General features: G+C 71.5%; 25 protein-coding genes. 22 read left to right on the top strand and 3 right to left on the bottom strand.

The features are described 5' to 3' along the window. The first annotated feature begins 155 nt into the window (after positions 1 to 155). The 3 genes from ACZ4U1_RS38245 to thrS all read left to right on the top strand — a co-directional run bounded on the left by ACZ4U1_RS38245 (position 156) and on the right by thrS (position 4027). The gene (locus ACZ4U1_RS38245) at positions 156 to 722 is read left to right on the top strand and encodes a DUF4365 domain-containing protein (protein ID WP_467908786.1); all 567 of its coding nucleotides are present in this window, start codon (positions 156 to 158) and stop codon (positions 720 to 722) included. Continuing rightward, positions 719 to 1936: a hypothetical protein gene (locus ACZ4U1_RS38240; protein WP_467908785.1), complete on the top strand. Its 1218-nt coding sequence runs from the start codon at positions 719 to 721 to the stop codon at positions 1934 to 1936. Before ACZ4U1_RS38245 ends, ACZ4U1_RS38240 begins: the two co-directional genes overlap by 4 nt. 114 nt (positions 1937 to 2050) lie before the next feature. Beyond that, complete coding sequence (gene thrS / locus ACZ4U1_RS38235; protein ID WP_467908784.1) at positions 2051 to 4027, top strand: threonine--tRNA ligase; 1977 nt, start codon at positions 2051 to 2053, stop codon at positions 4025 to 4027. 28 nt (positions 4028 to 4055) lie between these two features. On the opposite strand, the gene ACZ4U1_RS38230 is transcribed toward thrS, so the two are convergent. Beyond that, positions 4056 to 4742 (bottom strand): potassium channel family protein, encoded by a 687-nt coding sequence (locus ACZ4U1_RS38230; RefSeq protein WP_467908783.1) that lies wholly within the window; start codon positions 4740 to 4742, stop codon positions 4056 to 4058. 67 nt (positions 4743 to 4809) lie between these two features. Between ACZ4U1_RS38230 and ACZ4U1_RS38225 the strand changes: the two genes are divergently transcribed. Continuing rightward, positions 4810 to 5367 (top strand): HIT family protein, encoded by a 558-nt coding sequence (locus ACZ4U1_RS38225; protein WP_189300454.1) that lies wholly within the window; start codon positions 4810 to 4812, stop codon positions 5365 to 5367. A 33-nt stretch (positions 5368 to 5400) separates the two neighbouring features. Here ACZ4U1_RS38225 and ACZ4U1_RS38220 read toward each other — a convergent pair whose 3' ends face one another. Together ACZ4U1_RS38220 and ACZ4U1_RS38215 are read right to left on the bottom strand one after the other, a co-directional pair. Further along, entirely contained in the window at positions 5401 to 7047 is a 1647-nt protein-coding gene (locus ACZ4U1_RS38220) for a hypothetical protein (RefSeq protein WP_467908782.1), read from the bottom strand. A 212-nt stretch (positions 7048 to 7259) separates the two neighbouring features. Continuing rightward, on the bottom strand, positions 7260 to 9461 hold the full coding sequence (locus tag ACZ4U1_RS38215) for an elongation factor G-like protein EF-G2 (RefSeq protein ID WP_467908781.1): 2202 nt from the start codon (positions 9459 to 9461) through the stop codon (positions 7260 to 7262). Positions 9462 to 9767: 306 nt separating this feature from the next. Here ACZ4U1_RS38215 and pgsA point away from each other — a divergent pair, with 306 nt between their 5' ends. From pgsA to ACZ4U1_RS38125, 18 genes are all read left to right on the top strand, one after another. Next, on the top strand, positions 9768 to 10433 hold the full coding sequence (gene pgsA, locus ACZ4U1_RS38210; protein ID WP_467908780.1) for a phosphatidylinositol phosphate synthase: 666 nt from the start codon (positions 9768 to 9770) through the stop codon (positions 10431 to 10433). Further along, positions 10430 to 11338, top strand: coding sequence for a phosphatidylinositol mannoside acyltransferase (locus ACZ4U1_RS38205; protein WP_467908779.1), 909 nt, complete (start codon positions 10430 to 10432; stop codon positions 11336 to 11338). Before pgsA ends, ACZ4U1_RS38205 begins: the two co-directional genes overlap by 4 nt. Further along, positions 11335 to 12498, top strand: coding sequence for a glycosyltransferase family 4 protein (locus ACZ4U1_RS38200; protein ID WP_467908778.1), 1164 nt, complete (start codon positions 11335 to 11337; stop codon positions 12496 to 12498). The genes ACZ4U1_RS38205 and ACZ4U1_RS38200 overlap by 4 nt, the downstream gene beginning before the upstream one ends. 112 nt (positions 12499 to 12610) lie before the next feature. After that, a complete protein-coding gene (locus tag ACZ4U1_RS38195; protein ID WP_467908777.1) occupies positions 12611 to 13156 on the top strand; it encodes a hypothetical protein in 546 nt (181 codons plus the stop codon). Between the two features lie 217 nt (positions 13157 to 13373). After that, on the top strand, positions 13374 to 13514 hold the full coding sequence (locus ACZ4U1_RS38190) for a lasso RiPP family leader peptide-containing protein (RefSeq protein ID WP_107117974.1): 141 nt from the start codon (positions 13374 to 13376) through the stop codon (positions 13512 to 13514). A gap of 31 nt (positions 13515 to 13545) precedes the next feature. Beyond that, the gene (locus tag ACZ4U1_RS38185) at positions 13546 to 15381 is read left to right on the top strand and encodes a lasso peptide isopeptide bond-forming cyclase (RefSeq protein WP_467908776.1); all 1836 of its coding nucleotides are present in this window, start codon (positions 13546 to 13548) and stop codon (positions 15379 to 15381) included. A gap of 1 nt (position 15382) precedes the next feature. Further along, complete coding sequence (locus tag ACZ4U1_RS38180; protein ID WP_467908775.1) at positions 15383 to 15616, top strand: lasso peptide biosynthesis PqqD family chaperone; 234 nt, start codon at positions 15383 to 15385, stop codon at positions 15614 to 15616. Continuing rightward, positions 15613 to 16044: a lasso peptide biosynthesis B2 protein gene (locus ACZ4U1_RS38175; protein ID WP_467908774.1), complete on the top strand. Its 432-nt coding sequence runs from the start codon at positions 15613 to 15615 to the stop codon at positions 16042 to 16044. The genes ACZ4U1_RS38180 and ACZ4U1_RS38175 overlap by 4 nt, the downstream gene beginning before the upstream one ends. A 103-nt stretch (positions 16045 to 16147) precedes the next feature. Next, on the top strand, positions 16148 to 17053 hold the full coding sequence (gene pdxS / locus ACZ4U1_RS38170) for a pyridoxal 5'-phosphate synthase lyase subunit PdxS (RefSeq protein ID WP_467908773.1): 906 nt from the start codon (positions 16148 to 16150) through the stop codon (positions 17051 to 17053). A gap of 22 nt (positions 17054 to 17075) precedes the next feature. Continuing rightward, positions 17076 to 17681, top strand: coding sequence for a pyridoxal 5'-phosphate synthase glutaminase subunit PdxT (gene pdxT / locus ACZ4U1_RS38165; protein WP_467908772.1), 606 nt, complete (start codon positions 17076 to 17078; stop codon positions 17679 to 17681). Between the two features lie 75 nt (positions 17682 to 17756). Further along, a complete protein-coding gene (locus ACZ4U1_RS38160; RefSeq protein WP_189996273.1) occupies positions 17757 to 18509 on the top strand; it encodes a YebC/PmpR family DNA-binding transcriptional regulator in 753 nt (250 codons plus the stop codon). Between the two features lie 106 nt (positions 18510 to 18615). Continuing rightward, a complete protein-coding gene (gene ruvC, locus ACZ4U1_RS38155; protein ID WP_467908771.1) occupies positions 18616 to 19155 on the top strand; it encodes a crossover junction endodeoxyribonuclease RuvC in 540 nt (179 codons plus the stop codon). Further along, the gene (ruvA, locus tag ACZ4U1_RS38150) at positions 19152 to 19757 is read left to right on the top strand and encodes a Holliday junction branch migration protein RuvA (protein WP_467908770.1); all 606 of its coding nucleotides are present in this window, start codon (positions 19152 to 19154) and stop codon (positions 19755 to 19757) included. The genes ruvC and ruvA overlap by 4 nt, the downstream gene beginning before the upstream one ends. A 27-nt stretch (positions 19758 to 19784) precedes the next feature. Further along, positions 19785 to 20855, top strand: a complete 1071-nt coding sequence (ruvB, locus tag ACZ4U1_RS38145; RefSeq protein ID WP_467908769.1) for a Holliday junction branch migration DNA helicase RuvB — start codon at positions 19785 to 19787, stop codon at positions 20853 to 20855. 178 nt (positions 20856 to 21033) lie between these two features. Further along, positions 21034 to 21537, top strand: a complete 504-nt coding sequence (yajC, locus tag ACZ4U1_RS38140; protein WP_467908768.1) for a preprotein translocase subunit YajC — start codon at positions 21034 to 21036, stop codon at positions 21535 to 21537. Positions 21538 to 21679: 142 nt separating this feature from the next. Beyond that, positions 21680 to 23464, top strand: a complete 1785-nt coding sequence (secD, locus tag ACZ4U1_RS38135; protein WP_467908767.1) for a protein translocase subunit SecD — start codon at positions 21680 to 21682, stop codon at positions 23462 to 23464. A gap of 3 nt (positions 23465 to 23467) precedes the next feature. Continuing rightward, the gene (secF, locus tag ACZ4U1_RS38130; RefSeq protein ID WP_467908766.1) at positions 23468 to 24574 is read left to right on the top strand and encodes a protein translocase subunit SecF; all 1107 of its coding nucleotides are present in this window, start codon (positions 23468 to 23470) and stop codon (positions 24572 to 24574) included. After that, complete coding sequence (locus ACZ4U1_RS38125; protein WP_467908765.1) at positions 24571 to 25110, top strand: adenine phosphoribosyltransferase; 540 nt, start codon at positions 24571 to 24573, stop codon at positions 25108 to 25110. The genes secF and ACZ4U1_RS38125 overlap by 4 nt, the downstream gene beginning before the upstream one ends. Positions 25111 to 25296 lie beyond the last annotated feature (186 nt).

Here is a 25296-nt window from a genome sequence, read left to right as displayed (position 1 = left end):
CTCGCTCACCCACGGCAGGTGACGTTCCGTCTTCTGCCCGTTTGGTGATACCCGGGCCGTTTGCGCCGTACGCCGGGAGGAGACAACAGGAATACGGGTCTTTGCAGTTCAGCGGCCCGCAGCGGGGAAACCCCTGTCTTGGAAGGCTGTTGGTCATGGCCATAGCGCAGCCCGAGCGGGGCGGGCTGCTGCCCGAAAGTCCGGGCACCCTTCGCGGCACGCTCGCCACCACCGCCTGCATGGAGACACTGCAGGTCGGCTACCTCCACGCGGTCGCCGCCGCGGCCGGCTGCTCGCTGTCCCAGCCCTTCCCGGACAACGGCATCGACTGGCACGTCAGCCACAGCGCGCCCGGCCACACCGTCGACGACGAGGTCACCATCAAGGTGCAGCTCAAGGCCACCTACCAGATCGCCCCCAACCCCCCGGGGCGCTTCTTCTCCTTCACCCTCGACAACGACCACCTGCGCAAGCTCGCCCGCACCCCCGTCTCGGTCCACAAGATCCTCGTCGTGATGCTCGTGCCGCGCTCCCAGGACGACTGGCTGCGCGCCAGCCACGACCGCCTCGACCTCAGGCACTGCTGCTACTGGACCAACCTCGCCGGCCACCCGATCACCGGCCGGCACCGGACCACCGTGCGGATACCGACCTCGCGCATCTTCGACGACCGGGCGCTCTGCGAGATCATGACGCGGGTCGGGACGGGAGGCAGACCATGAGGAACCGTCCCTACGAGGAGCCGGTACGGCAGCTGCGGCCGCACCCCGACGACCTCCCCTGGAACCGGCCCCCGCGCCCCGCCGACGTCGACCCCGCCGTCCTCGGCGCCCTGCTGCACCGGCACGGCTGGCAGCGGCGCGGCGGAGCCCCCGGGCGCTACGGCCGCTGGACCCCGCCCGGCCCCGGCGGCGCCGGAACCAGCCTCCTCGTCCCCGAGAGCCGCGCCTTCCCCGACAGCGACGACCTGCTCGGCGAGGCCCTCGACGCCCTCACCCGCAGCCCCACACCCTCCGCACGTGAGGTGCTGATCTCCCTCGCCGTCCCCAGCGACGAGATCCGCTGGTGGCGCGACACCCCCGGCGGACCCGCCGGCGCCGCCCCCTGGAGCGCCGACGCCCAGCTGCGCGGCGCCGCCCGCCAGACCCTGCTCGCCGCCGCGCTCGCCACCCGCGCGCGTGCCGGCTACTACGGCGCCCGCCACCGCCGTCCCGCCACCGCCCTCCTGGCGGACGTCCTCGTCGGTCCCGCCGCCGAGGGCCACACCCTCACCGCCTTCGCGCCCGTGCCCACCCACCGCCCCCTCGCCGTCCGCCTCCACCAGGCCCTGCACGCCGCCCGCGAGGCCATCGACTACCGGCGCGCCACCGGCGGCATGGACGCCTTCGACGGTGCCGTCGAGGCCGGCGTCAGCCGCGAGCTGACCGAGGCGCTCAGCGCCCTCGTCCGCGGCACCGAGGGCGCACGCGTCGCCGTCGCCTGGGCACCCGGCGCCGGCACACCCGACGGCTGCGCCCCCTCCGCCGAACCCGTCGAGTTCTCACCCGGCGACCTGCCCGTCCTGCGTGAGGCAGCCGCCCGCTACCTGCGCGCGGAACCCTCCGTCCCGGTCCGTGTCACCGGCGCCGTCGTCCGCATGCGCCGCTCCGGACCCGGCGGCGAGGGCACCGTACGCCTGCGCGTCCTCGCCGGCGCCGACGTCCCGCACCTGCGCGTCACCCTGGACGAGGAGGACTACCGCATCGCCGGCCACGCCCACCTCGTCGGACTCCCCGTCCGCGTGCACGGCCGGCTCGAGCGCCGGGGCGGCTTCCGCAGGCTCACCGGCGCCTCCGGAGTCGTACCCGTGCAGGTGGACGAGGGCGAGCGGGACCGGCTGCTGAAGTCCCTGCAGGAGAACCTCGACTTCTTCGAGGAGGCGTGCGGGGAAGCGTGAGCGGCGGGCGACCGAGGGTGACCGTTTCGCGGTCGGTGCCGTCGGGTCGGTACGATCGCCTGTGCGCGCGCTCCTGGTATGGCGCCGCACCCCACCTTCAGTCAGGAGAGACCGGTGTCAGACGTCCGTGTGATCATCCAACGCGATTCCGAGCGGGAAGAACGCGTGGTGACGACGGGCACTACGGCCGCCGAACTCTTCGCGGGCGAGCGCTCGATCATCGCCGCGCGCGTGGGCGGCGAGCTGAAGGACCTCACGTACGCACTGTCCGACGGCGACGAGGTCGAGGGCGTCGAGATCTCGTCCGAGGACGGCCTCAGCATCCTGCGCCACTCCACCGCGCACGTCATGGCGCAGGCCGTGCAGGAACTCTTCCCCGAGGCCAAGCTGGGCATCGGCCCGCCCGTCAAGGACGGCTTCTACTACGACTTCGACGTCGAGAAGCCGTTCACGCCCGAGGATCTCAAGGCCATCGAGAAGAAGATGCAGGAGATCCAGAAGCGCGGGCAGAAGTTCTCCCGCCGCGTCGTCACCGACGAGGCCGCCCGCGAGGAGCTGGCCGACGAGCCGTACAAGCTGGAGCTGATCGGCCTCAAGGGCTCCGCGTCGCACGACGACGGCGCGGACGTCGAGGTCGGCGCCGGCGAGCTGACGATCTACGACAACCTGGACGCCAAGACCGGCGAGCTGTGCTGGAAGGACCTGTGCCGCGGTCCGCACCTGCCCTCGACCCGGCTGATCCCGGCGTTCAAGCTGATGCGCAACGCGGCCGCCTACTGGCGCGGCAGCGAGAAGAACCCGATGCTCCAGCGCATCTACGGCACCGCCTGGCCGTCCAAGGACGAGCTGAAGGCGTACCTGGACTTCCTCGCCGAGGCCGAGAAGCGCGACCACCGCAAGCTCGGCACCGAGCTGGACCTCTTCTCGATCCCCGAGCAGATCGGCTCCGGCCTCGCCGTCTTCCACCCCAAGGGCGGCATCGTCCGCCGGGTCATGGAGGACTACTCGCGCCGCCGCCACGAGGAAGAGGGCTACGAGTTCGTCTACACCCCGCACGCGACGAAGGGGAAGCTCTTCGAGACGTCCGGGCACCTGGACTGGTACGCCGAGGGCATGTACCCGCCCATGCAGCTCGACGAGGGCGTGGACTACTACCTCAAGCCCATGAACTGCCCGATGCACAACCTGATCTTCGACGCGCGCGGGCGTTCGTACCGCGAACTGCCGCTGCGTCTCTTCGAGTTCGGGACCGTGTACCGGTACGAGAAGTCGGGCGTCGTGCACGGCCTGACCCGCGCGCGGGGCTTCACGCAGGACGACGCGCACATCTACTGCACCCGTGAGCAGATGTCCGAGGAGCTGGACAAGACGCTCACCTTCGTCCTGGGCCTGCTGCGGGACTACGGTCTGACCGACTTCTACCTGGAGCTGTCGACCAAGGACCCGGAGAAGTTCGTCGGCTCCGACGAGGTCTGGGAGGAGGCGACCGAGACCCTGCGCCAGGTCGCCGAGAAGCAGGGCCTGCCCCTCGTGCCCGACCCGGGCGGCGCCGCCTTCTACGGCCCCAAGATCTCCGTCCAGGCCAAGGACGCGATCGGCCGGACCTGGCAGATGTCGACCATCCAGCTCGACTTCAACCTGCCCGAGCGGTTCAACCTGGAGTACACGGGTCCGGACGGCTCCAAGCAGCGTCCGGTCATGATCCACCGCGCGCTGTTCGGCTCCATCGAGCGGTTCTTCGCCGTCCTCCTGGAGCACTACGCGGGCGCCTTCCCGGCCTGGCTGGCCCCCGTCCAGGCGCTGGGCATCCCGATCGGCGACGCGCACGTGGAGTACCTGGAGAAGTTCGCGGCGGCGGCCCGGAAGAAGGGCCTGCGCGTCGAGGTGGACTCCTCCTCGGACCGTATGCAGAAGAAGATCCGCAACGCCCAGAAGCAGAAGGTGCCCTTCATGGTCATCGCGGGCGACGAGGACATGTCGAACGGCTCCGTGTCGTTCCGCTACCGCGACGGCTCGCAGGAGAACGGCATTCCGTTCGACGAGGCCATCGCCAAGATCGCGAAGGTCGTGGAGGAGCGGACCCAGGTCTGAACCGCCTGAACCGCGAAGGCCCCCGGGATCACCGTCCCGGGGGCCTTTCCCCGTTCTCGTCCTCCTCCCGGGAGAACCGTCGCAGCAGGAGGGACGAGACCGAGCCCGTCACCGTGCCCAGCAGGGCGAGGCCGCAGGCCATGAGGCCGACGGCGATGGTGCGGCCCCAGGGGGTGACCGGGGCGACGTCGCCGTAGCCGACGGTCGCCAGGGTGGAGCAGGTCCACCACACCGAGTCGCCGAAGGTGCGGATCGTGGCGTGCGGAGCCCCGCGTTCCTGCTGGTACACGGCGAGCGCGCCGGAGAAGCCCAGCAGCAGCGCGGACAGGCCCGCGTAGAGCACCACGCGCGCGTGCAGGGTGAGGCGGGCGCCGCCGCGTCGCCGCTGCACCACGTCGTACAGCCGCACGATGCGCAGCGGCCACAGCAGCGGCAGCAGCATGACCAGCGTGTCCAGCCAGTGGCGGGTGACGAAGCCGGGCCCGCGGCCGCTCAGCCGCCAGTGCACCGCGTAGTCGATGGCGAACACCACCCACGCGGCGCCGGTGATCGCCCGCAGGACGTCGTGTGCGAGCGGGGGCAGGCCCGGCAGCAGCACATGTGCCGCGTAGCCGGCGAGGTAGAGCAGCGACGCGATGGCGAGGGGCAGCACGGCGCGCCCCTCCCAGCGTTCCCAGCGCCCTGTGCGGCTGTCGGCGCGGTTGTCGGCGTCCACCGGCCAAGCTTGGCCGGAGAGTGTCGGCGGGCAGCCCCGGCGACACGCCGGGAAGGGGTGAAGCCATATGCTGCCTAGCATGACGAGTGAGCCGGAGCAGCAGATCGGAGTGGGGACGCAGGACGCGTTCCAGCGCCTGTGGACCCCCCACCGGATGGCGTACATCCAGGGCGAGAACAAGCCGACCGGCCCGGGGGCCGACGACGGCTGCCCGTTCTGCTCGATCCCGGCCAAGTCGGACGAGGACGGGCTGATCGTCCGTCGCGGTGAGCACGTGTACGCCGTGCTCAACCTGTACCCGTACAACGGTGGCCATCTGATGACCGTGCCCTACCGGCACGTGGCCGACTACACGGACCTGACCGGGCCGGAGACCGCCGAGCTGGGGGAGCTGACCAAGCAGGCGATGACCGCGCTGCGGACCGCGTCCGGGGCGCAGGGGTTCAACATCGGCATGAACCAGGGCGCGGTCGCGGGTGCCGGCATCGCGGCCCATCTGCACCAGCACATCGTGCCGCGCTGGGGCGGCGACACGAACTTCATGCCGGTCGTGGGCCACACCCGGGTGCTGCCGCAGCTGCTGGCGGACACCCGCAAGATGCTGGCGGAGGCCTGGCCGGCGTAGGCCCGCGGGTGCCCTCTGCCGAGGGCACCCCTCTCACGCGTCGTACAGATCGGCCTTCTTCGGCATCGGGTCCTGGACGTTGCCGCTGAGGAACGCCGAGCGGGCGCCGAACTTCTCCGTGTTCACACCGTTCTCCTCCAGGACCCTGATCGCGGCGGAGTGCACCACACGCAGCACCGGTGTGGCCGCGCGCAGCGCGTCGTCGGCCATGAAGCGGTGGCGCCACGGCTGGTCGGCCCAGGCGTGCCGCAGGCCGAACGGCTCGGGCAGGCCGAGCGAGCCGCCGAGCCAGTTCAGCAGCGGCGGGTACCAGGTCAGCGGGGCGCGCACGGCGAGCCGTACCACCTCGTCGGTGTTGACCAGCGGCAGCTTGATCGTGCGGTTCTCCCAGGGCTTGAAGGACTTCGCGACCTCCTTGGTCGGCGCCTCCGGCTTGCTGGTGAACAGCGGGTTCACCGGCCCCAGGGCGTGCCCGGTGACCTCGATGCGCAGGGTCTCGTGCAGCACGGTGACGGTGATCAGCATGGTGATGACCAGCTGTCCGTCCCAGAGGGTCCACTGCACGCCCAGGTAGTGCCGGTCGCCGCTGCCGAACTGCTGCTTGTTGCAGATCTCCTGTATGGCGTGCGGTTTGACCTGGAAGGCCTCGACGTCGGTGCCCTCGGGCCGGGACACCGCCGTGGCCTTCTCGCCGATCGGGGTGACGATCCAGTGCCGTATCGACGGCTTGGGGAAGCCGCCGGTGTTGAGCGGGCCGCGCTCCAGGAGAGTGAGCTGGTCGTGGATCGCGCGTATGACGTCCCAGCTGCGGAAGGGGTGGATCTCCCGGCCGGGGTCGGCGGGGACGAGGTCCTCGGCGAGCTGCCAGGCGCCCCAGCGGGTGCCCATGCCGAGTATGCCCTTGGGGCCGGCGTAGAAGACGGAGTTCGACTGCTGCTCGGCGGTCAGCCGGGCCAGGGACTGGCGCAGCGCCTCGGCGGCGGTCTGGTTGGGGCCGCGCGGGACGGCCTCGGGGACCTTGGCCCCGACGCTGGTGCCGGAGAGCAGGCCCTCCCAGCGGGCTCTGAGGTCCTTGGCGGTGCGTTCGCAGATCTGCTTGGCCCAGAACCAGCCGAGCACGGGGACGACGACGGCCGCGCGGGCGTACCACGCCCAGAAGCCGGTGAACGGCATCTTGAGCAGGAACAGCGCGGCGAGGACGCCGACGCCCAGGAGGAGCGCCGTGGCCAGGGCGCCGGCCCGTTTGTCGTCGCGTCGGGCGACGAGGGTGCGCAGCTGGAAGACGAGCAGCCAGCCGAGCATCCCGGGCAGGAAGAGCAGGCCGCAGACGACGGTGATGGCGGTCAGCCGGTTGTCGCGCTCCCGGCGGATGTTGTTGGCGGCCAGGGCGTGCTCGACGACGAACTGCGGTTCGGAGCCGAAGGACTGGATGAGCGGCTTGCGGCCGGGCGCGAGCATCCGGTCGACGAGGGCCCGGGAGAACGCCTCGCCGAGATTGGGCCGGAACAGCTTGATCCGGCCGGCCTTGACGGTCGACTGGTGCCATTCGTTGTCGGCCTTCTTGATCTCCTCGATCGGGCTGTCCCGGTACGCCGCGGAGGCCAGCGCGGAGGTCGCCGCCTGCCCCTCGTCGCCCGAGACGGGTACCTGGGGCCCGTCCCACTCCGTTCCAAACGACATTCCCGCCCCTATCGCCGCCGGTGCCGTTCCTGCGGCCTTCCCGACTTCCCTGCTGCGCACACCTGTTGGACCGGTCGCCGTGCCGGTACCGGCCGGTTCGCCGGACGGTCGCGGCACGACGTGATCTGGTGATCAGCGTATCCGCCGGCACTGACACGCGTGGGCGGACGGCCGAAGCCGCCCGCCTGTGCGCCGAGTTGTGCGCCGGCGCGCTACGCGTCGTCCCCGGCCTGTTCGCGGACGCGTTCGGCGATCTGCGGCGGCATCGGCTCGTGCCGGGCGTAGCTCCGGTCGAAGCGGGCGGTGCCGTGCGAGATCGAACGCAGGTCGACGGCGTACCGGCCGATCTCGAACTCGGGTACCTCGGCGCGGATCAACGTCCGTCCGGTGCCGACCTGTTCGGTGCCGAGCAGCCGGCCGCGGCGGCTGGACAGGTCGCTCATCACGGGGCCCACGTAGTCGTCGCCGACCAGGACGCTCACCTCGGCGACCGGCTCCAGCAGATGGATCCTCGCGTCGGCCGCGGCCTCGCGCAGGGCGAGGGCGCCCGCGGTCTGGAAGGCGGCGTCGGAGGAGTCCACCGAGTGTGCCTTGCCGTCCAGCAGCGTGATCCGCACGTCGACCAGGGGGTAGCCGGCGGCGACGCCCTTGGCGGCCTGGGCCCGTACGCCCTTCTCGACGGACGGGATGAACTGGCGGGGCACCGCGCCGCCGACCACCTTGTCCACGAACTCGATGCCGGAGCCGCCCGGCAGCGGTTCGACCTCGATCTCGCAGATGGCGTACTGGCCGTGGCCGCCGGACTGTTTGACGTGCCGGCCGCGCCCGGTGGCCCTGGTCGCGAACGTCTCCCGGAGGGAGACCTTGTGCGGGACGACGTCGACCTGGACGCCGTAGCGGCTGCGCAGCCGTTCCAGGGCGACGTCGGCGTGGGCCTCGCCCAGGCACCACAGGACGACCTGGTGGGTGTCCTGGTTCTGCTCCAGGCGCATGGTCGGGTCCTCGGCGACCAGCCGGGCGAGGCCCTGGGAGAGTTTGTCCTCGTCGGCCTTGCTGTGTGCCTGGATGGCGAGCGGCAGCAGCGGGTCGGGCATCTGCCAGGGCTCCATCAGGAGCGGGTCGTCCTTGGCGGAGAGGGTGTCGCCGGTCTCGGCGCGGCCGAGCTTGGCCACGCAGACCAGGTCGCCGGCGACGGCGTGGGTGACCGGGCGCTGCTGTTTGCCGAAGGGCATGGACAGGGCGCCGATCTTCTCGTCGACGTCGTGGTCCTCGTGTCCGCGGTCGGCGAGGCCGTGCCCGGAGACGTGCACGGTCTGGTCGGGGCGGAGGGTGCCGGAGAAGACGCGGACCAGGGAGAGCCGGCCGACGTAGGGGTCGGAGGAGGTCTTGACGACCTCGGCGACCAGCGGGCCGGCCGTGTCGCACGGCTTCAGCTCGCGCGGCTTGCCGTTGATGGTGGTGACCCCGGGGAGCGGGTGCTCGAAGGGGGTGGGGAAGCCGCGGGTGATCAGTTCCAGCAGCTCGATGGTGCCGAGGCCCTGCTTGGAGCCCTCGGCGGCGGGGGCGGCGGCCAGCACGGGGAAGAAGGACCCGCGTGCCACGGCCCGTTCCAGGTCCTCGATCAGCGTCTTGACCTCGACCTGCTCGCCGCCCAGGTAGCGGTCCATGAGGGTCTCGTCCTCGCTCTCGGCGATGATCCCCTCGATGAGCCGGTTGCGGGCCTCCTCGATGTCCGGCAGCTGGTCCTCGCCGGGCTCGGACTCCTTGCGCTCCCCGGTCGAGTAGTCGAACAGCTTCTGCGACAGCAGTCCGATCAGCCCGGTCACGGGCGCGTGCCCGTCGGGACCCTCGGGTCCGCGCAGCGGCAGGTACAGGGGCAGGACGGCGTCGGGGTCGTCGCCGCCGAAGGCCTCCGCGCAGGTGCGGGTCATCTCCTCGAAGTCGGCGCGCGCGGCCTCCAGGTGGGTGATCACGATCGCGCGGGGCATGCCGACGGCTGCGCACTCCTCCCACACCATGCGGGTGGAGCCGTCGACGCCGTCCGAGGCCGAGACGACGAACAGGGCCGCGTCGGCGGCGCGCAGACCGGCCCGCAGCTCACCGACGAAGTCGGCGTAGCCGGGGGTGTCCAGGAGGTTGATCTTGATGCCGTCCCATTCGACCGGCACGAGGGAGAGCTGTACGGAGCGCTGCTGCCGGTGCTCGATGTCGTCGTAGTCGGAGACGGTGGCGCCGTCCTCGACGCGGCCCGCCCGGTTCACCGCCCCCGCGGTCAGCGCGAGGGCTTCTACGAGGGTCGTCTTCCCCGATCCGGAGTGGCCGACCAGCACCACATTCCGTACGGACGCGGGTTGGTCGGCCGCCAGAGCCCTGCCGGCGGCCCCGGGGTGGTGTGTCTGTGCCTTGTCGCCCATGATCCTGCCTCCCGTGCACGGTGAGGTCACTGTGGGCGCGGACACGCGGGACCCGCGTGCTCAGGCGGCTCCGGCGACGCCCGCGGTTATTCGAGCTTTCCACTCCCGTCACGTTGCGTCCATACGAAGGACTACGAAGGGTGCGCACCGGACACCGTTCGCGTCACGCCCGCCCCGCGCGCGGGGGCGCGCGCCGGTTCCCGGCGCGGCTGCGGGTGCCCGCCCGTCACGCACGCACGCGCGTGGCTACGATGGGCCAGCCGGAGGCCACCAGGGGCCGCGGCGACACCGACCGTCGGGAAGGCCATGCTGAACAAGTACGCGCGTGCATTCTTCACGCGTGTCCTCACACCGTTCGCCGCGTTTCTCATCCGCCGGGGCGTGAGCCCCGACACGGTCACGCTCATCGGCACGGCCGGTGTGGTCGCGGGCGCGCTGGTCTTCTACCCCCGGGGCGAGTTCTTCTGGGGCACGGTCGTGATCACCCTCTTCGTCTTCTCCGACCTGGTCGACGGCAACATGGCCCGCCAGCTGGGCCGCTCCAGCCGCTGGGGCGCGTTCCTGGACTCCACCCTGGACCGGGTCGCCGACGGCGCGATCTTCGGCGGTTTCGCGCTCTGGTACGCGGGCCGGGGCGACGACAACGTGCTGTGCGCGGTGTCGATCTTCTGCCTGGCCAGCGGGCAGGTGGTGTCGTACACCAAGGCGCGCGGCGAGTCGATCGGGCTGCCGGTCGCCGTGAACGGGCTCGTCGAGCGCGCCGAGCGGCTGGTGATCTCGCTGGTCGCGGCCGGTTTCGCGGGTCTGCACACATTCGGTGTGCCGGGCATCCAGTGGCTGCTGCCGATCGCGCTGTGGATCGTCGCCGTGGGCAGCCTGGTGACGCTGATCCAGCGGGTCGTCACCGTCCGACGCGAGTCCGCCGAGGCGGAGGCGGCGGCGCGGGCGGGCGCGAGCGAGGCGGCACAGTGAGCGCCGCCGACCGCCTCACCGACGCGCTGTACGGCCTCGGCTGGAGCACCGTCAAGAAGCTGCCCGAGCCGGTCGCGGTGCGCCTCGGCCGGACCATCGCCGACCTCGCCTGGAAGCAGCGCGGCAAGGGCGTACAGCGCCTGGAGGCCAACTACGCGCGCGTGGTGCCCGATGCCACTCCCGAGCGGCTCGCCGAGCTGTCCCGCGCCGGCATGCGCTCGTACCTGCGCTACTGGATGGAGTCGTTCCGGCTGCCGGCCTGGAGCGCCGAGCGTGTGCGGACGGGCTTCGACCCCAAGGACGTCCACCATCTGACCGACGGGCTCGCCTCCGGCCGGGGCGTGATCCTCGCGCTGCCGCACCTGGCCAACTGGGACCTGGCCGGCGCCTGGGTCACCACCGAGCTCCAGACGCCGTTCACGACGGTCGCCGAACGCCTGAAGCCGGAGACGCTGTACGACCGCTTCGTCGCCTACCGCGAGGGTCTCGGCATGGAGGTCCTGCCGCACAGCGGTGGTTCCGCCTTCGGCACCCTGGCCCGCAGGCTGCGCGACGGCGGCCTGGTCTGCCTGGTCGCCGACCGCGACCTGTCCGCCTCCGGCGTCGAGGTCGACTTCTTCGGCGAGACGGCCCGGATGCCCGCCGGCCCCGCGCTGCTCGCCCAGCAGACCGGCGCGCTGCTGCTGCCCGTCACCCTCTGGTACGACGAAACGCCGGTCATGAAGGGCCGGGTGCATCCGCCGGTCGACGTCCCCGAGTCAGGTACGCGGGCCGAGAAGACGTCCGTCATGACACAGGCCCTGGCCGACGCCTACGCCTCCGGGATCGCCGAGCACCCGGAGGACTGGCACATGCTCCAGCGGCTGTGGCTCGCCGACCTCGACCCCGCGAAGGGACCCTCGTGAGAATCGGGATCGTCTGCCCGTACTCCTGGGACGTGCCCGGTGGCGTCCAGTTCCACATCCGCGACCTCGCCGAGTACTTCCTCCGGCTCGGCCACGAGGTCTCCGTCCTCGCCCCGGCCGACGACGACACCCCGCTGCCGCCGTACGTCGTCTCGGCCGGCCGCGCGGTCCCGGTGCCGTACAACGGCTCGGTGGCCCGCCTGAACTTCGGCTTCCTGTCGGCCGCGCGGGTGCGGCGCTGGCTGCACGAGGGCAAGTTCGACGTGGTCCACATCCACGAGCCGACGTCACCGTCCCTGGGCCTGCTGACCTGCTGGGCGGCGTCCGGTCCGATCGTGGCGACGTTCCACACCTCCAACCCGCGCTCGCGCGCGATGATCGCCGCGTACGCGATCCTGCAGGCCGCCCTGGAGAAGATCAGCGCGCGGATCGCGGTCAGCGAGTACGCCCGCCGGACGCTGGTCGAGCACCTCGGCGGGGACGCGGTGGTCATCCCCAACGGCGTCGACGTGGACTTCTTCGCCAAGGCCGGCCCCAACCCTGAGTGGCAGGGCGACACCATCGGCTTCATCGGCCGGATCGACGAGCCGCGCAAGGGGCTGCCGGTGCTGATGCAGGCCCTGCCGAAGATCCTCGCCGCCCGGCCGCAGACCCGCCTGCTGGTCGCGGGCCGCGGCGACGAGGAGGCGGCCGTCGAGCAGCTGCCGGCCGAGCTGCGCTCGCGGGTGGAGTTCCTCGGCATGATCAGCGACGAGGACAAGGCGCGCCTGCTGCGCAGCGTCGACCTGTACGTCGCGCCCAACACCGGCGGCGAGAGCTTCGGCATCATCCTGGTCGAGGCGATGTCCGCGGGCGCCCCCGTGCTCGCCTCCGACCTGGACGCGTTCGTGCAGGTCCTCGACCAGGGCGAGGCCGGCGAGGTCTTCGCCAACGAGAACGCCGACGCGCTGGCCGAGGCGGCCGTACGGCTCCTTGAGGACCCCGCCCGCCGTACCCGGCTCCGCGAGCGCGGCAGCACCCATGTACGGCGCTTCGACTGGTCCACGGTCGGCGCGGACATCCTGTCCGTCTACGAGACGGTCACGGCCGGCGCGGCAGCGGTCGCCGCGGACGAACGGACGACGGGCCTGCGGGCGCGGTTCGGGCTGGCACGGGACTGACGCGGGGGCGCCGGCGGGGGGTTGCCGCGGGGGTCGTCCGGGTTCCGCCGAAGCGCTCCGCCGAGTGGGGCTGAGCCGTGGGGCGCCGACACGCAGCCGATAGCCTTCCGCCGTGACCGCAACCCTCATCTGGATCCTTGTCGCACTCGTCGCCATCGGCGTGTACCTCAGCTGGACGGCCGGGCGGCTGGACCGGCTGCACGTGCGGATGGACGCCGCGCGGGCCGCGCTCGACGCGCAGCTGCTGCGGCGGGCCTCCGTGGCGCAGGAACTGGCGACCTCGGGCGTGCTGGACCCGGCCGCGTCGATCGTGCTGTACGAGGCCGCGCACGCGGCCCGGCAGGCCGCGGAGGAGCACCGGGAGGTCGCCGAGAGCGAACTGAGCCAGGCGCTGCGGGCGGTCTTCGGGGACCCGGCCCAGGTGGAGGTCGTGCGCGAGGCCCCGGGCGGCGAGGAGGCGGCCGGTGAGCTGGCCGAGGCGGTCCGCAGGGTGCCGATGGCCCGCCGCTTCCACAATGACGCCGTGGGCGCCGCCCGCAGGCTCCGCGAGCACCGCAAGGTCCGCTGGTTCCGGCTGGCCGGCCACGCCCCCTTCCCGCTGGCGTTCGAGATGGACGACGAGCCGCCGGCCGCGTTGACGGACCGTTCGAGGACCTGAGCCTCGATTTCAAGCCACCCGCACCTCGGCGGAGCGAACGATTCCCCTGGACCCTCCATGATCATTTCCGCAGGCCATCGGCGGTCCTGCCGGTGTCTGTGGTCGAGCTGAGGGACCCCTGTGACGTGAGTGGAAATCGGATTGATCATGCCCTTCGGTCAAATGTACGATTCGAGGAGTAGCTGACCGGCTGCTTTCCGTGACTGAGGAGGGCGTTATGAACGAGAACATCGAGATCTCGAACTCCGAGCCGTACGAGCCGCCGACCGTGGTGGAGGTCGGAGAGTTCAACGAGGACACCCTGGGCTTCATCGGCTGGGGCAAGGACATCTTCGGCCACTACTCGGGCGGCTTCTGATCCTCTTGCCGGTTCTCGGAGAGCTGAGCGAATGAGTAGCACCGGGTTCGTGGTCCTGCCGGACACGGCGGCCGCGGGCGAGGCTCGCGCGGCCGTCCCCTGGCAGGCGCCGCAGGAGTTCTCGCACGCCTCGGGGCGGCCGTGGCTGGTGGGCCGGTGGTCATCCGGTGACATCACCGTGGTCACCGCGGGCCCGGTGCGCCTGGCGGTGATCGGGGTCTGCCCGGTCACCGCCTCCCGGCTCACCGAACTCGCCGCCAAGGTCCGCAGGGTGTCCGACGTGGACGCGCTGGCGGCGGCCCTGCCCGGTTCCTGCCATGTCGTGGCGTCCGTCGACGGACAGGTCCGCTTCCAGGGCAGCGTGACCGGACTGCGCCGGGTCTTCCACGCCCGGCTGCACCAGGTGGACGTGGCCGCCGACCGGGCCGATGTGCTCGCGGCGATGACCGGTGCCGGGATCGACGAAACGGCGCTGGCCCTCCGCGTGGCCACAGGAGGATTCCTGCCGCCCCCGCTGGCCGACCGGCCGTTGTGGTCAGGGATCTCCGCGCCGGCGCCGGACCACTGCCTGGTGTGGGAGCGCGACCGGGTGCGCGAGGTGAGATGGTGGCGGCCGCCGGCTCCGGAACTGTCCCTGGCGGCGGGTGCCGAAGCCGTCCGGGAGGCCCTTGCCGCCGCCCTGGACGAGCGCGCCCCGGACCGTGGCAGGCTCAGCTCGGACCTGTCCGGCGGCATGGACTCGACGTCGCTGTGTTTCCTCGCCGCGCGCCGCGTGCCCGACCTGGTGACCTTCCGGTGGGGTGAGGCCGAGGCCGGCAACGACGACGCCGCCTTCGCCGCCCACGCCATCGGCCTCCTGGACCGCGCCGAGCATCTCGTCGTACCCCCCGGTGAACTCCCGCGGCTGTTCACCGACGCGGACCGCCCGGTGGACCCGGAGGAGGCCTATCCCTTCGTCCGCACCATCGCGCGCACCCGGTACACGGCGCGGCTGCTCGCCGACGCGGGCTCGCGCCGGCACCTCGCCGGACACGGCGGGGACGAGCTGTTCTCACCGTTCCCCGGCTACCTGCACGGACTGCTCCGGCGCCGCCCGCTGACCGCCCTGCGGCACGTGCGGGGCTACGCCGCCCTGAAACGCTGGCCCGTGCTGCCCACCCTCGCCGCGCTGGCGCGCCCCGGTGACGAGGCCGCCTGGTGGCGGGCCCAGGCCGACGGGCTCACCGCCCCGCCCCCGCCACGACGCCGGCCCGTCTTCGGGTGGGGCGTGTGGCCGATGCGGGCGCCGGCGTGGGCCACCGACGCGGCGATCGAGGCGACCCGCGAGGCCCTGCGGCACACCGCGAGCACCGTGCGGCCGCTCTCCACCGATCTGGCCCAGCACCAGCTGCTCCTCGCGATGCGCACCAGTGCCCCCTGGTACCGGTTGCTCGCCCGGGTGTTCGCCGACGCCGGTGTGCAGCTCGACTCGCCGTTCTTCGACGACCGCGTGGTCGAGGCCGTCCTGTCGGTCCGGGTGCACGAACACGCCGGGCCCTGGCGATACAAGCCGCTGCTGGCCGAGGCGATGCGCGGCATCGTGCCGGAGGCCGTGCTGGTCCGCTCCACCAAGGGCGAGTTCAGCGACGAGGCCAACCGGGGACTCCGCCACAACATGGCCCGGATCCTGGAGCTGTTCGAGGACTCGGCCCTGGCCGCCCACGGACTGATCGACCCCGGCGAACTGCGCGCCCGGCTGCTGGCGCCCCAGTCGGACAACGCCACGAGCATCGCGCTGGAACCCCTGATCGGCTGCGAGACCTGGCTGCGCGCCGCCACCCGACCCACCCCTGCTTGGAGGTTCGACTCCCGTGCGTCTTCATCCTGACGTGATCAGCACCGCCACCGACGACGGCACGGTACTGCTCAACGAACGCACCGGACGGTACTGGCAGTTGAACAAAACCGGCGCCTGCGTGCTCCAGGGTCTGCTGGACGGGCAGGAGGCCGCCGGCATCGCCGCCGAACTCGCGGACCGGTACGGCATCGGCCTCCAGCAGGCCGAGCGCGACGTGACCGCCGTGATCGAGCGCCTGAGCGGCGCGAAGCTGGTGATCGCGTGAGCATGTCCGTCGTACTGGCCGAACGGCGCAGGCTCCCCCCTCACCGCCGTGTGGTCCCCCTCCTGGTCGTGGGCGTCGCCCGGCTGCTGGCCAGGGTCAAACCCGCCCGACTGCGCAAGGTCCTGGAATTCGCCCGCCGCGGTGCGGCACCGGCCACGGTCGCCCAGGCGCTCTCGGCCCGCGAGGCGGTCGTGTCCGTCAGCCTGCGCTGTGCCGGACAGGGCTGTCTGCAACGCTCGATCGCCACCGCCCTCCTCTGCCGGGTGCGCGGTGCCTGGCCCACCTGGTGCACCGGCGTGCGCACCCACCCCTTCGCCGCCCACGCCTGGGTCGAGGCCGAGGGTCAGCTCGTCGGCGAGGGCCACCCCAAGGGCCACTTCAAGACCTTGATGTCCATCCCGCCGGTGTCCCACGACGAGGATCGCTGACCCAAAAGGATCCACCGGCTTGCCATTGGCCCTTGCTGTGGCCTGGTCCACTCGCGTTTCCTCGTCGGTGCAGAAACCCTCTTTCCCATCAGTGAGGTCACCCGTGTCCACCATCGAGAACCAGGCTCCCGAGACCGGTACCGCCCGCGTGAAGCGCGGCATGGCCGAGCAGCTCAAGGGCGGCGTGATCATGGACGTCGTCACGCCGGAGCAGGCGAAGATCGCCGAGGACGCGGGCGCCGTCGCCGTCATGGCCCTGGAGCGGGTCCCGGCCGACATCCGCAAGGACGGCGGCGTGGCCCGCATGTCCGACCCGGACATGATCGAGGGCATCATCGACGCCGTCTCGATCCCGGTCATGGCCAAGTCCCGCATCGGCCACTTCGTCGAGGCCCAGGTGCTGCAGTCCCTCGGCGTCGACTACATCGACGAGTCCGAGGTGCTCACCCCGGCCGACGAGGTCAACCACTCCGACAAGTGGGCCTTCACCACCCCCTTCGTCTGTGGTGCGACCAACCTGGGCGAGGCCCTGCGCCGCATCGCCGAGGGCGCCGCGATGATCCGCTCCAAGGGTGAGGCCGGCACCGGCAACGTGGTCGAGGCCGTCCGCCACCTGCGCCAGATCAAGAACGAGATCGCCCGCCTGCGCGGCTACGACAACCACGAGCTGTACGCCGCCGCCAAGGAGCTGCGCGCCCCGTACGAGCTGGTCAAGGAGGTCGCCGAGCTGGGCAAGCTCCCGGTCGTGCTGTTCTCCGCCGGTGGCGTGGCCACCCCGGCCGACGCCGCCCTGATGCGTCAGCTCGGCGCCGAGGGCGTCTTCGTCGGCTCCGGCATCTTCAAGTCCGGCGACCCCGCCAAGCGCGCCGCCGCCATCGTGAAGGCCACCACCTTCTACGACGACCCGAAGATCATCGCGGACGCGTCCCGCAACCTGGGCGAGGCCATGGTCGGCATCAACTGCGACACCCTCCCCGAGTCCGAGCGCTACGCGAACCGCGGCTGGTAACCCACACAGGTAACGACACCCCATGAACACTCCTGTCATAGGCGTCCTGGCCCTCCAGGGCGACGTACGGGAGCACCTCATCGCCCTGGCCGCGGCCGACGCCGTGGCCAGGCCGGTGCGGCGCCCCGAGGAACTCGCCGAGGTCGACGGTCTCGTCCTGCCCGGCGGCGAGTCCACCACCATCTCCAAGCTGGCCGTCCTGTTCGGCCTGATGGAGCCGCTCCGCGCGCGCGTGCGGGACGGCATGCCCGTCTACGGCACCTGCGCCGGCATGATCATGCTCGCCGACAAGATCCTCGACCCGCGCTCGGGCCAGGAGACCGTCGGCGGTATCGACATGATCGTGCGTCGCAACGCCTTCGGGCGGCAGAACGAGTCGTTCGAGGCCGCGGTCGACGTGAAGGGTGTCCCGGGCGATCCTGTGGAGGGCGTCTTCATCCGCGCGCCCTGGGTGGAGTCCGTGGGCGGCGGGGCCGAGGTGCTCGCCGAGCACGACGGCCACATCGTCGCCGTACGCCAGGGCAACGCGCTCGCCACCTCGTTCCACCCGGAACTGACCGGCGACCACCGCGTGCACTCGCTCTTCGTCGACATGGTGCGCGCCGACCGGGCACCGGAGTCCTTGTAGGATCTCCGGGGGTCCCCCCGGCCTCTCGACCAGGGGGCGTTCGTACAGGATGGGTTACGCGAAGGAGACAGGCAGATGTCCGGCCACTCTAAATGGGCCACGACGAAGCACAAGAAGGCCGTGATCGACGCCAAGCGCGGCAAGCTCTTCGCGAAGCTGATCAAGAACATCGAGGTCGCGGCCCGTATGGGCGGTGCCGACCCGGAGGGCAACCCGACGCTGTACGACGCCATCCAGAAGGCGAAGAAGTCGTCGGTCCCGAACAAGAACATCGACTCCGCGGTCAAGCGCGGCGCGGGCCTGGAGGCCGGCGGCGCCGACTACGAGACGATCATGTACGAGGGCTACGGCCCCAACGGTGTCGCGGTGCTCATCGAGTGCCTCACCGACAACCGCAACCGTGCCGCCTCCGAGGTCCGCGTCGCCATGACCCGCAACGGCGGCTCCATGGCCGACCCGGGCTCGGTGTCGTACCTGTTCAACCGCAAGGGCGTGGTGATCGTCCCCAAGGGTGAGCTGACCGAGGACGACGTGCTCGGCGCCGTCCTGGACGCCGGTGCCGAGGAAGTCAACGACCTCGGCGAGACCTTCGAGGTCCTCAGCGAGCCGACCGACCTCGTCGCCGTCCGCACCGCCCTGCAGGACGCCGGCATCGACTACGAGTCGGCCGAGGCCAACTTCGTGCCGACCATGCAGGTCGAGCTGGACGAAGAGGGCGCCAAGAAGATCTTCAAGCTCATCGACGCGCTGGAGGACAGCGACGACGTGCAGAACGTCTTCGCCAACTTCGACGTGAGCGACGAGATCATGGAGAAGGTCGACGCGTAACGCGCACGGCTGACCGACCGGGCCGACGGGACACACCCCGTCGGCCCGTCGCGTTGTCAGTGGCACCCGATAGCCTGCACGAACAGGTCATCGAAGGGAGGGGCGCGTGCGCGTACTGGGGGTGGACCCCGGCCTGACGCGGTGCGGCGTCGGCGTGGTCGAGGGAGTCGCGGGTCGCCCGCTCACCATGCTCGGCGTCGGTGTCGTACGAACCCCGGCGGACGCCGACCTCAGCCACCGGCTGCTCGCCGTGGAGCAGGGCATCGAGCAGTGGCTGGACGACCACCGGCCCGAGTTCGTCGCCGTGGAGCGCGTCTTCAGCCAGCACAACGTCCGTACGGTCATGGGCACCGCCCAGGCCAGCGCCGTAGCCATGCTGTGCGCCGCCCGGCGCGGCATCCCCGTCGCCCTGCACACCCCCAGCGAGGTCAAGGCCGCCGTCACCGGCAGCGGGCGCGCCGACAAGGCGCAGGTCGGGGCCATGGTGACCCGGCTGCTCCGGCTCGCCGCCCCACCCAAGCCGGCCGACGCCGCCGACGCCCTCGCGCTCGCCATCTGCCACATCTGGCGGGCCCCCGCCCAGAACCGACTCCAGCAGGCCGTCGCCCGGCATGCAGTCCACGCAACGAAAGGCCGTACGGCATGATCGCCTTCGTCAGCGGCACGGTCGCCGCGCTCGCCCCCGACGCAGCGGTCGTCGAGGTCGGCGGCGTCGGCATGGCCGTCCAGTGCACGCCCGACACGCTGTCGACGCTCCGCATCGGCCAGCCGGCCAAGCTGCACACCTCCCTCGTCGTCCGCGAGGACTCGCTCACCCTGTACGGCTTCGCGGACGACGACGAACGCCAGGTCTTCGAGCTGCTGCAGACCGCCAGCGGCGTCGGACCGCGCCTGGCGCAGGCGATGCTCGCCGTGCACACGCCGGACGCGCTGCGCCGCGCGGTCGCCACCGGGGACGAGAAGGCCCTCACCGCCGTCCCCGGCATCGGCAAGAAGGGCGCCCAGAAGCTGCTGCTGGAGCTGAAGGACCGGCTCGGCGAGCCGGTCGGCGCCCCCGCCGTCGGCGCGCCGGTCAGCCAGGGCTGGCGCGACCAGCTGCACGCGGCCCTGATCGGCCTCGGCTACGCCACCCGCGAGGCCGACGAGGCGGTGACCGCCGTGGCCCCGCAGGCCGAGGCCGCGGGCGGCACGCCCCAGGTCGGACAGCTGCTCAAGGCCGCCCTGCAGACCCTGAACCGAGCCCGCTGACCTGCGCCACCCCGCTAGGAGATCTTCGTGAACTGGGACGACCCGACCGACACCCCCGCCGCCGAGCGGCTGGTGGACTCTGTCGCCGACCGGGAGGACCAGGCCGTCGAGGCCGCCCTGCGCCCCAAGGACCTCGGCGAGTTCATCGGCCAGGAAAAGGTCCGCGAACAGCTCGACCTCGTCCTGCGCGCCGCCCGCGCGCGCGGGGCCACCGCCGACCATGTGCTGCTCTCCGGCGCGCCCGGCCTCGGCAAGACCACCCTGTCGATGATCATCGCCGCCGAGATGGGCGCTCCCATCCGCATCACCTCGGGCCCCGCCATCCAGCACGCCGGCGACCTCGCCGCGATCCTCTCCTCCCTCCAGGAGGGCGAGGTCCTCTTCCTGGACGAGATCCACCGCATGTCCCGGCCCGCCGAGGAGATGCTGTACATGGCGATGGAGGACTTCCGCGTCGACGTCATCGTCGGCAAGGGCCCCGGTGCCACCGCGATCCCGCTGGAGCTGCCGCCGTTCACCCTGGTCGGCGCCACCACGCGCGCCGGCCTGCTGCCGCCGCCGCTGCGGGACCGCTTCGGCTTCACCGCGCACATGGAGTTCTACGAGCCGCACGAGCTGGAGCGGGTCGTCCACCGCTCGGCACACCTGCTGGACGTCGGGATCGATCCGGACGGCGCCGCCGAGATCGCCGGCCGCTCCCGGGGCACGCCCCGTATCGCCAACCGCCTGCTGCGCCGCGTCCGCGACTACGCGCAGGTCAAGGCGGACGGGGTGATCACCCGCGACATCGCGGCCGCCGCCCTCGCGGTGTACGAGGTCGACGCGCGCGGCCTCGACCGGCTCGACCGCGCGGTCCTGCAGGCCCTGCTGAAGCTGTTCGGCGGCGGACCGGTCGGCCTGTCCACCCTGGCCGTCGCGGTGGGGGAGGAGCGGGAGACCGTGGAGGAGGTCGCCGAACCCTTCCTGGTCCGCGAGGGTCTGCTCGCCCGCACCCCGCGCGGCCGGGTCGCCACACCCGCCGCATGGGCGCATCTCGGCCTCACCCCGCCGCGCTCGCACGCCACGGGAAACGGACAACAGGACCTGTTCGGGGCGTGATGGCAGCCGCCCGGCGAGGGCAATGGCACGGGCAGGAACCCAGGTGCCATGCTGAGCGTTGTTCCATGAGAGCGGACTCGCTTAGACTCCGCCGATGCCGCCCTTGCGGGCGGCGCCGACCACACCCCCATCCAACTGGCCGCTCACCCGCGCGGTCGCGCGAAGGAAATTCCGTCCCGTGAATGCCTATACCCTTCTCCCGTTCATCGTGCTCATCGCGGCGATGTTCCTGATGACGCGTTCGGCCAAGAAGAAGCAGCAGCAGGCCGCCCAGATGCGGAACGAGATGCAGCCCGGCTCCGGTGTCCGCACGATCGGGGGTATGTACGCGACGGTCAAGGAGGTCAACGAGGACACGGTCCTCCTCGACGCCGGACCGGGCGTCGAGCTCCTCTTCGCCAAGAACGCCATCGGCGCCGTCCTCTCCGACGACGAGTACAACCGCATCGTCCACGGCATCGAGCACGACCTGAAGTCCGACGCCGACATCGTCCCGGACGACGCCTCCTCCCTCACCGAGACCGACGAGACCGACGGATCCGCCGCCGCTGCCGCCGCCTCCGACGACAAGATCGACCTCGGTAAGAAGGACGCCGCCGAGGACACCGACGCGGCCGGTGCCGCCGAGGCGAAGGCGGAGGACGAGCCGAAGAAGACCGACGGCGACTCCGACGCGAAGTAGTCACGCCCCGGGAGGCGCGGCGGCGGCATGATGGCGCCCCGCGCATCCCGGGCGCGTCTGTTTCCCGCACGGGAGCCCGATTCCATGTCATGGCCGACCGCGCCGACCGGGCGCGGGGCGGCCCGAGAGGGAGTACGAGAAGGTGGCAGCACCTAAGAGGGGCCGAAGCGCGAGCGCCCAGAGCAAGCCAGGGCGCTCGCTGGCCCTCATCCTGATCGCCATCGTGGCGCTCACCGGAGGGATGTTCCTCTCCGGGCACACCACCCCGCGTCTCGGCATCGACCTCGCCGGTGGCACGAGCATCACGCTCAAGGCGAAGGCCGACCAGGGGTCCGCGATCAACAAGGCCAACATGGACACCGCGGTCGACATCATGAACCGCCGTGTCAATGGCCTGGGCGTCTCCGAGGCGGAGGTGCAGACCCAGGGGAACGACAACATCATCGTCAACATCCCCAAGGGCACCAACTCCAAGGAGGCCCAGGAGCAGGTCGGCACCACCGCAAAGCTGTACTTCCGGCCGGTCCTGGCCAGCGAGCCCAGCGGGGCCGCCACCCAGAGCCCCTCGCCGAGCGCCTCCTCCAGCGGCAGCTCCTCGCCGAAGCCGAGCGGCAGCCCCTCGCCGACCGCCTCCACCGGCGAGAAGGCGTCCTCCACCGGCTCCGCGTCCCCCACGGCCACGGCGACCTCCCAGGGCCGTGCCGTCAGTGACGCGCTGAAGGCCGACTCCACCCCCTCGGCGTCCGCCTCCGGCAGCGGCAAGCCGTCGGCCACCCCGTCGGCCTCGCCCTCCAGCGGCTCGAACGCGAACTCCAAGCTCCAGGCCCAGTACGCCGCCCTGGACTGCACCAAGCCCACCGACCGCGCCAAGGCCGGGAAGAACGCCAAGCCCGGCGACACCACCGTGGCCTGCGGCGAGATCGACGGCGCCTGGTACAAGTACCTGCTCGGCCCGGCCGCCGTGGACGGCACCGAGGTGAAGAAGGCCCAGGCCGTCTTCGACACCCAGGGCGCCGCCGGCTGGCAGGTCCAGATGACCTTCACCGGCAAGGGCGCCAAGAAGTTCGCCGACATCACCGGCGAGCTGGCCCAGAAGACGCAGCCGCAGAACGAGTTCGGCATCGTCCTCGACGGCGAGGTCGTCTCCAGCCCCTTCGTGCAGCAGGCCATCACGGGCGGTCAGGCGGAGATCTCCGGCAGCTTCAAGCAGGAGGAGGCCCAGAGCCTCGCCAACATGCTGTCGTACGGCGCCCTGCCGCTGTCCTTCCAGGAGCAGTCGGTCACCACCGTCACCGCCGCGCTCGGCGGTGAGCAGCTGCGCGCCGGTCTGCTCGCCGGCGCGATCGGCCTCGCCCTCGTCGTGATCTACCTGGTGGTCTACTACCGCGGCCTGTCCCTCGTGGCCATGGCCTCCCTGCTGGTCTCCGCGATCCTCACCTACGTGATCATGTCGCTGCTCGGCCCGGCCATCGGCTTCGCGCTGAACCTGCCGGCCGTCTGCGGTGCCATCGTCGCCATCGGTATCACCGCGGACTCGTTCATCGTGTACTTCGAACGCATCCGGGACGAGATCCGCGAGGGCCGCACGCTGCGCCCCGCCGTCGAGCGGGCCTGGCCGCGTGCCCGGCGCACGGTCCTGGTCTCCGACTTCGTGTCGTTCCTCGCCGCCGCGGTGCTGTTCATCGTGACCGTCGGCAAGGTGCGGGGCTTCGCGTTCACGCTGGGCCTGACCACTCTGCTCGACGTGGTCGTCGTCTTCCTCTTCACCAAGCCGCTGATGACGCTCCTGGCCCGGCGGAAGTTCTTCTCGAACGGCCACAAGTGGTCCGGGCTCGACCCGAAGAGCCTCGGTGCCAAGCCGCCGCTGCGCCGCACCCGCCGTCCCGCCGGTCCCGCCGCCGGCCCCGTCGACCCGAAGGAGGCCTGAGCGATGTCGAAACTCGGCAACCTCGGCGCTCGACTGCACCGCGGCGAGATCTCGTACGACTTCGTCGGCAAGCGCAAGATCTGGTACGGCGTCTCGATCCTGATCACCATCACGGCCATCGTCGGCCTGGCGGTGCGCGGCCTGAACATGGGCATCGAGTTCCAGGGCGGCGCGGTGTTCACCACGCCGACCAAGATGAGCACGTCGGTGGCCAAGGCGGAGGAGTACGCCAACGAGGCCTCCGGCCACCAGTCGGTCGTGCAGAAGCTCGGCAACGGCAGCCTGCGCATCCAGATCGCCGGCATCGACACCGACCAGTCCGACAAGGTCAAGCAGGAGCTGGCCAAGGACCTGAACCTCGACCCCGAGAAGCTCGCCGCCGACCTGGTCGGCCCGAGCTGGGGCGAGCAGATCGCCAACAAGGCCTGGGAGGGCCTGGCGATCTTCATGGTCCTCGTCGTGATCTACCTGGCGATCGCGTTCGAATGGCGCATGGCCATCGCGGCCCTGGTCGCGCTGATCCACGACATCACCATCACGACCGGTATCTACGCCCTGGTCGGCTTCGAGGTCACGCCCGGTACGGTCATCGGTCTGCTGACCATCCTCGGTTACTCGCTCTACGACACGGTCGTCGTCTTCGACAGCCTCAAGGAGCAGACGAAGGACATCACCAAGCAGACCCGGTTCACCTACAGCGACATCGCCAACCGGTCGATCAACGGCACCCTGGTCCGCTCCATCAACACCACGGTCGTCGCCCTGCTGCCGGTCGCCGGTCTGCTCTTCATCGGCGGCGGCTTCCTCGGCGCGGGCACGCTCAACGACATCTCCCTGTCGCTGTTCGTCGGCCTCGCGGCCGGTGCCTACTCGTCGATCTTCATCGCCACGCCGCTCGTCGCCGACCTCAAGGAGCGCGAGCCGGCGATGAAGGCGCTCACCAAGCGGGTTCTGGCCAAGCGTGCCCAGGCCGGTCCGGACGAGGAGTCCGCGGAGGCCCGCGCCGCGGGTGACGACGCCGACGACGCCGCGCCCGCCGTGGTGGGCCCGCGCAGCCAGCCCGCGTCCCGTGGCCGGGGCCGCGGCCGTACCTCGGGGAAGCGCCGATGACCGACATCCAGGAGCTGCTGCTCAGCCGCATCCGTGACGTCGCCGACTACCCGGAGCCGGGGGTGATGTTCAAGGACATCACCCCGCTCCTCGCCGACCCGGCGGCCTTCACCGCGCTCACCGACGAGCTGGCCGAGATCGCCGCCACCACCGGCGCGACCAAGATCGTCGGTCTGGAGGCCCGGGGCTTCATCCTCGGCGCCCCGGTCGCCGTCCGCGCGGGCGTCGGCTTCATCCCGGTCCGCAAGGCGGGCAAGCTGCCCGGAGCCACCCTGCGCCAGGCGTACGACCTGGAGTACGGCTCGGCGGAGATCGAGGTGCACGCGGAGGACCTGACCCACGGCGACCGCGTCCTGATCGTGGACGACGTCCTGGCCACGGGCGGCACCGCCGAGGCCGCGATCCAGCTCATCCACCGCGCGGGCGCCGAGGTCGCCGGCCTCGCGGTCCTGATGGAACTGACCTTCCTGGCAGCCCGCCCCCGCCTGCAACCAGCCCTGAACGGCGCCCCCCTGAAGGCCCTCCTCCAGGTCTGACCTCCCCCGTCCCAGCAAACGGCCGCCCCGACCTCCGGGGCGGCCGTCCGCATTCCAGCCCCCCGGCGACAACAGGCGAAGCGGCCGAAGCCGAGGCCCGCAGGGGCCGACCCGCACAGGGTGACGGGGGAGCCCCCGCCGGGTCGGACAACCACCGAAGCCGCCCGGAATCCCCAGCCGGAATCC

The organism is Streptomyces sp. NPDC028928 (assembly GCF_055564915.1).
Note: the sequence above shows the minus strand (reverse complement) of the source record. Positions and strands in the feature narration are given on the sequence as shown.